This window comes from Castellaniella sp. UC4447_H14 (assembly GCF_052978285.1).
The window spans coordinates 1,777,298-1,788,531 of sequence record NZ_CM129666.1; the positions used below are offsets into that span (position 1 = coordinate 1,777,298).

Here is an 11,234-nt window from a genome sequence, read left to right on the forward strand (position 1 = left end):
GTCAGTGCTTCAGGTAGTCCAAATAGCGAAACAACAACCTCCTCCCAACCTTGCCGAATGCCCAATCGGCGGCGCCTCCCATCGTCGCGAGCGCCGCAAGGCCGACGAACATACGATCCGTTTCGAGCAACGTCCTTGATTGCATGATGAGATTGCCTATGCCGCTTCTTGCCGCAATCAGCTCCGCAGCGACAACTGCCATGAAGGCAAAGCCCACCGCTGTCTTCATGCCGGTCCAAATGGCGGGGACCAGGCTTGGCATCACGATATCCACGAACTCCTGGAGGGGTGAAGCGCCAAGGCTTCTTGCCGCCAGCAACCTCGTTATAGGTACATTGCGCGCCCCGTCAATCACGTTGTACACAACCACGAAGATGGTTCCATAGAACACCACGAAATACTTGCTTGTCTCTCCAATACCGAACCAGATTACGGCCAGAGGTATGATCGCAACCGGCGGTATGGTGCGAATGAACCCGATCAAAGGTTCGACGTAACGACCGATACAGTGCAGCCGGCCAATCAGAATGCCGATAGCCACTCCGCCGATCACACCGAGAACGTATCCGACGATGACTCGGGCAGTCGTGATGGATGCATCTGCCCATAGCGAACCGGATTTCGCCATTTCCATCGCCGTGTGGAAAACCAGGAATGGCGAGGGAAAAAGGATGGGATTGGCAGCAATCGATATTGCCCACCAGACAAGAAGCATCACCACAACCGCTACGGCCAGATCCGCGAGGCTTCGATTGCTCGAGAAAAGCGAGGACATCAATTTCATAAGACCTCCTCCAATTACTGGGTTTTTCTAAAGTCAGGATTTTTCTGATCGCTTCACTGTCCCGTCACCAGGCTGTACAGAAGCCCCGCATATTCAGCGACCTTGGGATCTCCGATCTGTCGATTGATCACCGTGCTGGGAACATCGTGTGCGATTCTGGAAGCAGGCCCTCTGCTCATGACCAGGACGCGGTCCGCCAACAGTGCGGCCTCTTGAACATCATGGGTGACATAGATGACCGTCGTGCCCTTGCCCAGAGACATTTCCCGGATTTCACGCTCCAGTTGGACCTTCGACAGCGCGTCCAGCGCAGCCAGTGGCTCGTCCATCAGCAGGATGGGTCGCTGTACGGACAACACCCTGGCCAATTGAAGGCGTTGCTTCATGCCCCCCGACAGCTGGTGTGGATATTTGTCTTCATGTCCAATCAGCCTCACAAGGTCGAGCAGTTCATGTCTTCTTGAGGCGTTGGACGCCTCTCCTCTCGAACGGCTCTTTCCATTGCGCCGCAGCCCATAATCGACATTCTGACTTACTGTCATCCAGGGGAATAACGCGGCATTTGCGTCCTGAAAGACCATTATTGTGTCGGTCCCGGCTTCCTGTAATTTGAGACCCGTCCTGATCTTGCCACACGCGGGTTTGATGAACCCGGCGATGATGTAAAGCAGCGTGCTCTTCCCGCATCCGCTGGGGCCAAGGATGCACACGAACTCACCCTCTCCAACCGTCAAAGAGATGTCACTCAGTATGGGTTCTTCCCGCCCCGCGATGGCGTAGTCGACGTTCTCAAGCTCAACCACCCGATTTGCGGTTTTTTTCATGGCGGGCTTCATTAGGGTAGATGCGTCCAAGCTCAACCACCTTTTTTGGATAGTTCTGCAAAACGTGAAACTGCAGCAGAATCGGAAGTGTTACAGCAGACGCTCTAGCGAAGACGGCTAGAGTATTTGGGGCACGGCTCTATTTTTGGCTGTGAAGCTTGTTCTTATTGTTGGCGGCGAAAGCATCGCCTCGATATTGTTTTGCGTAGATTAGCGGACGCCACTATATAAATCAAATTCTTTATTTTGATGTTTTCGATAGATGGCATCGATGAATTGGACCCCAGGGGATCCGCGGAACAAGGGCCGTCCCTCCTTCGGGTCAAAGAGGTCCCGTGTGACGTCCTCGTCACTGACGATCGGCCTGCGGAGCCCGCGGACAGGGTCTTGCACCCCGGCGTCATCGAGCGGCAAAGGCTCTTTTGCCGCCGGCAGGGAACGTGAACAATAAAGCCGGAACCGGGACGGTGGGAGTCCCGGATCCGGCTTTATTGAGATTTTCCGTATCGGCCCGCTGAACGCTTGCTGCGCCAAGGGCGGCATCTGCGATTCAGGCCCGGCGCTCGCGCCCCTTGCGAGCCAGCCTTCCGTTCGGAAGGCTGGCATTACGGGGGCGGCCCAGCTACGACCGGGTCAGGCCAAGGTGGCCCCGACCCGATAAAACCAGGTGAGCCTCCGGAACGCGGAGTCGGACACCGCCCGGCCCCTAGGCCAGCCGCCCGTGGCAATGCTTGTACTTCTTCCCACTGCCGCATGGGCAGGGATCGTTGCGTCCCACGCGCGGGTATCCGCCGGGCGGCTCGGGCCGCCGGGCAACCGCCACGTCCTGCTCCTGATCCAGGCCGGGGTCCTCGCCGCGAAGCGCCGCATCGTAATCGGCATGGTGGTAGCGCACGTTCTCGAGCGCCGGCGCAGCGGGTTCCTCGACCTCGACCTGCTCCCGGGATTCGATGCGCACGGTCAGGAGGACCCGGACGGTCTCGGTACGAATGCGATCCAGCATATCCGAGAACAGGGTGAAGGCCTCGCGCTTGTACGCCTGCTTGGGATCAACCTGGGCATAGCCTCGCAGATGGATGCCCTGGCGCAAGTGATCCAGGGACGCCAGATGACTGCGCCAGTTCGTGTCCAACGCCTGCAAGAGCACGGATCGCTCGAACGGTTCCCAGCCTTCATGGCCCACCAGATCGACCTTTTCCTGGTAGAGCCGGCGCGCCTCGGCCACGACGCGGTCATGCAGGTCATCGTCGGTGAGATTGGGCTCCTTCTCGAGCATCTCCGCCAGGGGCATGGCGATGCCCCAGTCGGACTCCAGCGCCGACTGCAGCGCCGGCACATCCCACTGCTCTTCCATGGTTTCTTCAGGAATGTAGTGCCGGAACACCGAGGTGATTTCGGCATCGCGCAGATTGGCAATGGTGTCGGCCACGGACTCCGATTCCAGGACCTCGTTGCGCTGCGAGTAGAGTACCTTGCGCTGGTCGTTGGCCACGTCATCGTATTCCAGCAATTGCTTGCGGATGTCGAAGTTGCGGGCCTCGACCTTGCGCTGCGCCGACTCGATGGAACGCGATACCATGCGCGCCTCGATAGGCTCACCCTCGGGCAGCTTCAGACGCTCCATGATGGCGCGCACGCGGTCGCCCGCGAAGATCCGCATCAGCGAGTCTTCCAATGACAGATAGAAGCGCGACGATCCCGGGTCGCCCTGGCGGCCGGCGCGGCCGCGGAGCTGATTGTCGATGCGCCGCGATTCATGGCGCTCGGTGCCGACGATGCGCAACCCGCCTGCCTGCTTGACGGCCTCGTTCGCCGGCGCCCACTCGGCGCGGATCTGGGCCACGCGTGCTTCCTTGTCCGCAGCGGACAGCTCGGCGTCGGCGCGCACCAGGTCGATCTGCTTGTCCACGCTGCCGCCCAGCACGATGTCGGTTCCGCGGCCGGCCATGTTGGTAGCGATCGTGATGTGCCCAGGCTTGCCCGCTTCGGCGACGATGACGGCCTCGCGCGCGTGCTGCTTCGCATTGAGCACATCGTGCGGCAGCCCCGCTTTTTCCAGCGCCGCCGACAACCGCTCGGAGTTTTCGATGCTGGTGGTGCCCACCAGCACCGGCTGGCCGCGCTTGTGGCAATCCACGATATCGGCGAGGATGGCCTGGTATTTTTCGGCGTCCGTCTTGAAGACCTGGTCGTTCTGGTCCTTGCGGGCCATCGGCCGATTGGTCGGAATGATCACGGTTTCCAGACCGTAGATCTCCTGGAACTCGTAGGCTTCCGTATCCGCCGTGCCGGTCATCCCGGCCAGCTTGTCATACATGCGGAAGTAATTCTGGAACGTGATCGAGGCCAGCGTCTGGTTCTCGTTCTGGATGCGCACGCCTTCCTTGGCCTCGACGGCCTGGTGCAGACCGTCCGACCAGCGCCGCCCCACCATCAGGCGGCCGGTGAATTCGTCCACGATGATGACTTCGTCGTTCTGTACCACGTACTGCTGGTCCCGATGGAACAGATTATGGGCCCGCAGCGCCACCAGCAGATGGTGGATGAGCGCAATATGCCGTGGATCGTAGAGCGATTCGCCCTCGGGCAGGATGCCGCGGTCCACCATGATCTGCTCGGCCTTGACCTGGCCGGCCTCGGACAAGTGGACCTGCTGTGCCTTTTCGTCCACCCAGAAGTCGCCTTCGGGTTCAGGCTCGTGCGGTTTGGGCTCCTCGGTCATCCGCGTCATGAGCGGGGGAACCGCGTTCATGCGCACATAGAGTTCGGTGTTGTCTTCGGCCTGGCCGGAGATGATGAGCGGCGTGCGCGCTTCGTCGATCAGGATGGAGTCCACCTCGTCCACGATGGCAAACGCCAGACTGCGCTGGCGCCGGTCACCCGGCCGGTACTCCATGTTGTCCCGGAGATAATCGAAGCCGTATTCGTTGTTGGTGCCGTAGGTGATGTCAGCCCGATAAGCAGCGCGCTTTTCGTCGTTTTCCTGCTGGGGAACCACGACGCCCACCGTCATGCCCAGGAAACCGTAGAGGCGTCCCATCCATTCGGCATCACGGCGCGCCAGGTAATCATTGACGGTCACGACGTGCACGCCCCGGCCATTTAGCGCATTCAGGTAGACGGCCAGAGTGGCCATCAGCGTCTTGCCCTCGCCGGTCTTCATTTCGGCGATCTTGCCGTTGTGCAAGGCGATGGCGCCTATCATCTGCACGTCGAAGTGCCGCATGCCAAAGACGCGCTTGCTGGCCTCGCGCACCACGGCGAAGGCCTCTGGCAACAGGGAATTCAGCGACTTGCCGCCCGCGATGCGCTGGCGGAATTCGTCGGTCTTGGCCTTCAGCTCGTCGTCCGACAGGCCCTGCATGGCGGGTTCGAACGCGTTGATCTGCGCGACCTGTTTGCGATACTGCTTCAGCAGCCGGTCATTGCGGCTGCCGATAATTGTTTTTAGCAGAGAAACCATAATGTGTCGTCGCGAGGGGCCAGCAAAGAATCGGACCCGAAGAGTTGTCAGGTGCAACCGCCTACGCGATCACAGGTAAACGCTGCAGTTTAACGCAGCTATCAACCCCCCGCATGGCCGACCCGGCCCTCGTGGGTCAGCCGCATCTCGCCCCCCGCCGTGAGTGTACGGACGCCCCGGTGAATAAAAAGAGTCGGATCCAGCGGATAATCCGCCATCCGGATCTCGAAGTGGAGGTGCGTGCCGGTGGAGCGCCCGGTACTGCCGACGCGGGCGATCAGGTCGCCCTGCCGGACGATGTCGCCCACCCGGACCAACACCCGCGAGGCGTGCGCATAGCGAGTGCGCAGGCCATTCCCATGGTCGATCTCGACCATCCTGCCATATCCTCGCACCAGCCCGGCACGGACCACCATCCCGCCCGATGCGGCCCGAATCCCGGCGCCGCGGGGAGCCACGAAGTCCAGGCCCTCGTGCATGGCCTGCCGGCCGTGCACAGGGTGGCGCCGCCAGCCAAAGGAAGAGCTCAGGTACGGATAATCGACCGGAGCCGCCGTCGGCAGACCTGCCTGGCGTCCGGACTGACGCGAAAGCGCCGATCCCACCAGGGTGTAGGCATCCTCTTGGCGCGCCAGACGCCGCGCCAGGCGATCCATGTGCCGACCCAGTTCTTCGGCCGTACCCGTTTCCGCGTCCCGCCCGGCCGAAGATCCGGCATGGTCTCCGCCGGCCCCCGCATCGGCGACGCCCCGGGGAGCCGGCACCAGTTCCGGCGCCGTATAGTCCAGGCCGGCCGTTTCGGCCACGCGGGCTGCCAGCGCCTCCATGGCCGCCAGACGCCCCTGCAATTTGCCGACCCTGATGGCCAGGTCTGCGAGGCCGCCCTGCAACCGTGCCGATTCTCCCACCAGGGATAGCTGCACCGGTGGCGGGATTTCCGCCCGCGCCGCCTGTTGGGCGGCCTGCCAGCGGGCCCCCGCATACCCGGCGAGCGCGAGCGCCACGCAAACCCCGGCAGTCTTCAGCCACACGCTAGAATGTCCTGACAGCAAACGGTCTCTCGTTTCGTTGGAAAATCTTTTCAATCAGAATCTCGCTCATGTCCAAAACAGCACCTGTCCAGCGCTCGCGCCAATCCGGCGTGCCGGCCCTGGACTGGCTGGGTCGCCACCCCAGGGGATCGGACCTGTTGCAAACCGCCCATGAACTGCTGGCGCTGCAGGCCGTGCTGGCCGGCACACTGGCCCCGGCGCTCGGGCGGCGCATCCGGGCCGCACAACGGGAGGGACCCGTGCTGACGGTGGTGGTACCCGGGGCCGCCCACGCCGCCCGGCTGCGCCAGATGACGGCGGCCATGATCCGTCGGCTGCAGCAGGCCGGCTGGCCTATCGAACAGATTGTCGTCCGGATCGACGCCCGCCCGGACCTGAACAGGACTCAACAGCCCATACGGGAAATCCAGCCCCTGGGGACGGAAGCGTTGCGCTCATTCGAAGCGCTGGGCGGCCAGGTAGCCCCTGGCCCCCTGGCCGACGCCATCCGCCGGTTGATCATCCACCACAAGGGCTGACGATGCGCCCGCCGCGGCGTTCGTGCCGGACGGCCGGCAATCACCGCAGGGTGGTGAACAGCGGATCCGGACGGAGCGCAGCCCCAAGATCGCCAAAAAGACGGATCAGGCCAGCTTCCAATCGCGGGTATATGCGGCCGGCGCGAGTTCGGGCGACTCGTACGTGATGCTTTCCCAGCAGTCCTGTTGCGCCAGGAGCGCACGAACGAGCTGGTTATTGAGGCCATGCCCCGACTTGCAGGCCGAGTAGCGGGCCACCAGCGGTTTGCCGGCCAGATACAGGTCGCCGATGGCGTCCAGGATTTTGTGCTTGACGAATTCGTCGTCGTAGCGCAGCCCGTCCGAGTTCAGAACGCGGTATTCATCGAGCACGATGGCGTTGTCCAGACTCCCGCCCCGGGCGAGCCCCACGGACCGCAGTGCCTCGACTTCGCTGGCAAAACCGAAGGTGCGAGCCCGGGCAATGGTCTTCACGTAAGAGTCCCGCGCAAAATCGACCTCTGCCGCATTGGCGGTCGCATCGATGGCAGGATGGCGGAAATCAATGGAGAACGACAGCGCAAAACCATCGTAGGGTTCAAGCCTCGCCCATTTCGCCGCGGGGCCCTCGCCCTCCCGGACTTCGACCGGCTTGAGCACGCGCAGGAAGCGCTTGGGCGCGGATTGCTCCAGCAGGCCCGCGCTACGCAGCAGATACACGAAGGTCCCGGCACTGCCGTCCATGATGGGGACCTCTTCGGCATCCAGATCCACGTGCAGATTGTCGACGCCCAGCCCCGCCAGAGCCGACATCAGATGCTCCACGGTGGAGACACGCACCGAGCCCTGTTGCAGGACGGACGCCATGCGAGTGTCGCCCACCCCGTCGGCACGCGCCGGGAGATCGACGATTTCCGGCAGGTCCACACGGTGAAACACAATGCCGGTGTTGGGCTCGGCCGGACGCAAGGTGATTTCCACTCGGCGGCCCGAATGCAGGCCGACGCCCTTGGTGGAAATGGCTTGTTTGAGGGTGCGCTGTAAGAGCATGGATTTCTTTTTTCTGAAAGGCAGACGCACGACGCTGGCGCGAGCCGCCGGAATGGGGTCATTGTAACCGGTCTGAGGGTTTTCCACGATGTTTCAGCCCCACGGTTTGCGTATCAAACCGTCAGTGGCGGCCTTCCGGCATGCGAAGACGCGCATACCCCCAGGGGGCAGGGGCACGCGCGTCAGACGCCTGGCCGCGGGGATACGCAGCCATACTGTGAGGGCCTACAAAACCTGACCGAAAGGGTCAGTCTGCCTGCTTGCGCAGAAAGGCCGGGATATCGAAGTGATCCATGCCTGCGCCTTCCAGCGCGCGGACCTGGGCCGTGGCACTGGCATTGCCGCGATGCCGGATGACCGAGGGAACGTCCGTACCGGCGAAGTCATGGCCACCGACCACGGGCATGTTGTCCGTGCCGTTGCGCTGGACTTCGGCGTTGCTGGACACCAGTTGAGGCCGGTTGATTGAAGCCCCGAGTCCGGTCGCCACGACCGTCACCCGCAGGTTTTCGCCCATCGACTCTTCGTATGCCGTCCCGAAGATCACGGTTGCATCCTCAGACGCATAACTACGAATGGTTTCCATGATCTCGCGCGTTTCGCGCATCTTCAGGGTGCGGCTTGCGGTGATGTTCACCAGGATGCCGCGGGCGCCATGCAGGTCCACACCTTCCAGCAGCGGGCAGGCGATCGCCTGTTCGGCCGCTATGCGGGCGCGCTCCGTCCCGGCAGCGACGGCCGTTCCCATCATGGCCTGGCCCTGCTCGCCCATGATGGTCTTCACGTCCTCGAAGTCCACGTTCACATTGCCTTCCACGTTGATGATTTCGGCAATGCCCGCGCACGCGTTATGGAGCACGTCGTCGGCGGCACGGAAGCAATCCTCCTGAGTGGCGTCCTCGTCCATCAGCTCATACAGGTTCTCATTGAGCACCACCACCAGCGAATGCACGTGGCGCGACAGCTCGCGGATGCCTTCCTCGGCCAGCCGCATGCGCTTGTTGCCCTCGAAGACGAAAGGCTTGGTCACCACGCCCACGGTGAGAATGCCCAATTCCTTCGCGACTTCGGCCACTACGGGACCTGCCCCGGTGCCCGTCCCGCCCCCCATGCCGGCGGTGATGAAGACCATGTGCGCCCCCGTCAGGGCCGAGCGAATTTCCTCCCGTGCTGTTTCGGCTGCCGCCCGCCCCTGGTCGGGCTTTGCGCCAGCCCCAAGGCCAGTTCTGCCCAGGCGAATCTGCACCGGAGCTTCGCTGGTCACCAGCGCCTGCGAATCCGTGTTGGCGCAAATGAATTCCACGCCCTGGACCCCGGAATGAATCATGTGCGCGACGGCATTGCCGCCCGCCCCTCCCACGCCGACGACCTTGATCACGGTCCCGTTGCGGCTGGTATCCAACATTTCGAAATTCATCATGTCTGACTCCCTCACATACTGAAAAACAGAACAACTGCCCCTGAAAATCCATGACTGGCCCACTACGTCCGGGAGACACGCTCCCGGGCAACCGCCTCTCGGCGACCTGGCTAGTTCATGAACCACTCCTTCATGCGCGCCAGAATGGATTTCACCGCCCCTTTCTGTTGCGCAACCTTGCGGCCGCGAGCGCGCTGCATGCGCGCCTCGGTCAACAAGCCCATCACCGTCGCGAAGCGCGGATTGCGCATCACGTCGGACAAACTTCCCTCGTACATCGGAACGGCCACCCGGACCGGCTTGAGAAAGACATCCTCGGCCAGCTCCACGATGCCCGGCATGAGCGCTGTGCCGCCCGTCAGCACCACTCCCGACGACAGCAGCTCCTCGTAGCCGGACTCCCGGACGACCTGCTGCACGAAACCGAACAATTCTTCCAGACGCGGCTCGATCACCGCTCCCAGCGCCTGACGCTTGACACTGCGATTCGGACGGTCGCCCAGCCCCGGGACCTCGATCATTTCCTCGGCATCCACCAGCACCTGTTTGGCGATGCCATACCGCAGCTTGATTTCTTCCGCATCCGGCGTGGGAGTGCGCAACATGGCGGCGATGTCGCTGGTCACCTGGTCCCCGGCAATCGGAATGACGGACGTATGCCGGATCGCGCCACCCGTGTAGATGGCAATGTCGGTGGTGCCGCCGCCGATGTCGACCAGCACCACGCCCAGTTCCTTTTCATCCACTGTCAGGCAGGACAGACTGGAGGCCAGCGGCTGCAGGATCAGGTCCTGGACTTCCAGTCCGCAGCGGCGGACGCACTTGACGATGTTCTGGGCCGCGCTCACCGCGCCCGTCACGATATGGACGCGGACTTCCAGACGCATGCCGCTCATGCCGATGGGCTCGCGGATGTCTTCCTGGGCATCGACGATGAATTCCTGCGTCAGGACGTGCAGCACCTGCTGGTCGGTCGGGATGTTCACGGCCTTCGCCGTCTCGATCACCCGCGCCACGTCCGTAGCCGTGACCTCCTTGTCCTTCACCGCCACCATCCCGCTTGAGTTGAAGCTGGTGATGTGGCTCCCCGCAATTCCCGTGTAGACCTCGCGGATCTTGCAATCCGCCATGAGCTCCGCTTCCTCCAGCGCCCGCTGGATGGAGTTGACGGTGGACTCGATATTGACGACCACGCCTTTTCGCATGCCCTCGGACTGATGCTGTCCGAGCCCGAGCACCTCGAACCCCCCATCCGGCAGGATCTCGGCGACGACGGCGACCACCTTGCTGGTGCCGATATCGAGTGCAACGATCAGATCTTTGATGTCACGGGTCATGATTTGGACTTCGAGGCGTTGTTTTCAGGGGCCAGGGTGATGGCAAATCCATTCGGGTAGCGCAAATCAGCGCTCGCAATCAGGCGGGTGCCCAGCCGGCGGGTCAGCTCCGGCCACGCGCGCACGAAACGCTCGATGCGCGCGGCAAACGGCAGGGCCCCCGAACGGCCGTGAGGATCCGTGGTGTCGGCTGCCGGATCGCGGCCCAGGGTCAGGCGGACGCCGTCCGACAGCACGACTTCCCACGCGTAGCGCGGGGTCAGGGTGGCCTCGCGCACACTCAGTCCCAGCGGCGCGAACCAGCGCGCGATCTCGGCATAGCGCTGCACGACCAGGCGCTCCGAGCTGGCCGGCCCATTCAACTGCGGCAGGCTCAGGTCGTCGGGCAGTTCGCCCCGGTTCGCCGTGAAGGCCTCCCCCCACGTGTTGATCATTTGGTTTTCATTCCAGTACGCCAGCGGCTGCTCTTCTTCGATGCGCACGCGCAAGGTGGCCGGCCAGACGCGCTGCACGGAGGCGTGCCGCACCCACGGCGTGGTCTCGATCATGCGGCGCACCTGGTTCAGATTGACGAGGAAGAAATTGCCCTCGACACGGCCGGCCAGCGCCGTCTGCAGGCTCAGGGGTGTGACGTACTGCAGGCCGGCAGCCGAGAGCGGAGCGATTTCGATGCGTTCGATGGCGAAATAGGGGCGCCGGATGGTCCACATGAGCGCGCCGGCCACGATGGCCAACACTGCCAGCAACGCCAGCAGGTTGGCAATCAGGTTGGTGAGGCGGGCTTCCGCAAACACGTTCCGTGCTCCT

The 11,234-nt window shown here is 62.9% G+C and carries 9 protein-coding genes; 1 reads left to right on the forward strand and 8 read right to left on the reverse strand.

Translation table 11 applies throughout. The features are described 5' to 3' along the window. Window position 1: 1 nt before the first annotated feature. The 4 genes from ACVCMJ_RS08520 to ACVCMJ_RS08535 all read right to left on the reverse strand — a co-directional run bounded on the left by ACVCMJ_RS08520 (window position 2) and on the right by ACVCMJ_RS08535 (window position 6,102). Window positions 2–784, reverse strand: a complete 783-nt coding sequence (locus ACVCMJ_RS08520; protein ID WP_447080993.1) for an ABC transporter permease — start codon at window positions 782–784, stop codon at window positions 2–4. A gap of 53 nt (window positions 785–837) precedes the next feature. Further along, window positions 838–1,608 carry an ABC transporter ATP-binding protein gene (locus ACVCMJ_RS08525; protein ID WP_447080994.1) on the reverse strand — a complete coding sequence of 257 codons (771 nt, stop codon included), beginning with the start codon at window positions 1,606–1,608 and terminating at the stop codon, window positions 838–840. Window positions 1,609–2,314: 706 nt separating this feature from the next. Further along, on the reverse strand, window positions 2,315–5,071 hold the full coding sequence (secA, locus tag ACVCMJ_RS08530; RefSeq protein WP_447080995.1) for a preprotein translocase subunit SecA: 2,757 nt from the start codon (window positions 5,069–5,071) through the stop codon (window positions 2,315–2,317). Between the two features lie 101 nt (window positions 5,072–5,172). Then, window positions 5,173–6,102, reverse strand: a complete 930-nt coding sequence (locus ACVCMJ_RS08535; RefSeq protein ID WP_447080996.1) for a M23 family metallopeptidase — start codon at window positions 6,100–6,102, stop codon at window positions 5,173–5,175. Window positions 6,103–6,170: 68 nt separating this feature from the next. Here ACVCMJ_RS08535 and ACVCMJ_RS08540 point away from each other — a divergent pair, with 68 nt between their 5' ends. Beyond that, a complete protein-coding gene (locus ACVCMJ_RS08540) occupies window positions 6,171–6,641 on the forward strand; it encodes a DciA family protein (protein WP_447080997.1) in 471 nt (156 codons plus the stop codon). A 105-nt stretch (window positions 6,642–6,746) separates the two neighbouring features. On the opposite strand, the gene lpxC is transcribed toward ACVCMJ_RS08540, so the two are convergent. The 4 genes from lpxC to ACVCMJ_RS08560 form a co-directional block, all read right to left on the reverse strand. Next, entirely contained in the window at window positions 6,747–7,670 is a 924-nt protein-coding gene (gene lpxC / locus ACVCMJ_RS08545; RefSeq protein ID WP_447082710.1) for a UDP-3-O-acyl-N-acetylglucosamine deacetylase, read from the reverse strand. A 247-nt stretch (window positions 7,671–7,917) separates the two neighbouring features. After that, the gene (gene ftsZ / locus ACVCMJ_RS08550; protein ID WP_447080998.1) at window positions 7,918–9,090 is read right to left on the reverse strand and encodes a cell division protein FtsZ; all 1,173 of its coding nucleotides are present in this window, start codon (window positions 9,088–9,090) and stop codon (window positions 7,918–7,920) included. A 110-nt stretch (window positions 9,091–9,200) separates the two neighbouring features. Next, window positions 9,201–10,427: a cell division protein FtsA gene (gene ftsA / locus ACVCMJ_RS08555; RefSeq protein WP_447080999.1), complete on the reverse strand. Its 1,227-nt coding sequence runs from the start codon at window positions 10,425–10,427 to the stop codon at window positions 9,201–9,203. Continuing rightward, window positions 10,424–11,221 carry a cell division protein FtsQ/DivIB gene (locus tag ACVCMJ_RS08560; RefSeq protein ID WP_447081000.1) on the reverse strand — a complete coding sequence of 266 codons (798 nt, stop codon included), beginning with the start codon at window positions 11,219–11,221 and terminating at the stop codon, window positions 10,424–10,426. Before ACVCMJ_RS08560 ends, ftsA begins: the two co-directional genes overlap by 4 nt. Between the last annotated feature and the right edge of the window lie 13 nt (window positions 11,222–11,234).

What these genes read in the sequence shown, in the direction of transcription:
- secA (WP_447080995.1), bottom strand. Translation starts at nt 5,071, where the DNA reads ATGGTTTCTCTGCTAAAAACAATTATCGGCAGCCGCAATGACCGGCTG.
- ftsA (WP_447080999.1), bottom strand. Translation starts at nt 10,427, where the DNA reads ATGACCCGTGACATCAAAGATCTGATCGTTGCACTCGATATCGGCACC.
- ftsZ (WP_447080998.1), bottom strand. Translation starts at nt 9,090, where the DNA reads ATGATGAATTTCGAAATGTTGGATACCAGCCGCAACGGGACCGTGATC.
- lpxC (WP_447082710.1), bottom strand. Translation starts at nt 7,670, where the DNA reads ATGCTCTTACAGCGCACCCTCAAACAAGCCATTTCCACCAAGGGCGTC.
- ACVCMJ_RS08520 (WP_447080993.1), bottom strand. Translation starts at nt 784, where the DNA reads ATGAAATTGATGTCCTCGCTTTTCTCGAGCAATCGAAGCCTCGCGGAT.
- ACVCMJ_RS08540 (WP_447080997.1), top strand. Translation starts at nt 6,171, where the DNA reads ATGTCCAAAACAGCACCTGTCCAGCGCTCGCGCCAATCCGGCGTGCCG.
- ACVCMJ_RS08525 (WP_447080994.1), bottom strand. Translation starts at nt 1,608, where the DNA reads ATGAAAAAAACCGCAAATCGGGTGGTTGAGCTTGAGAACGTCGACTAC.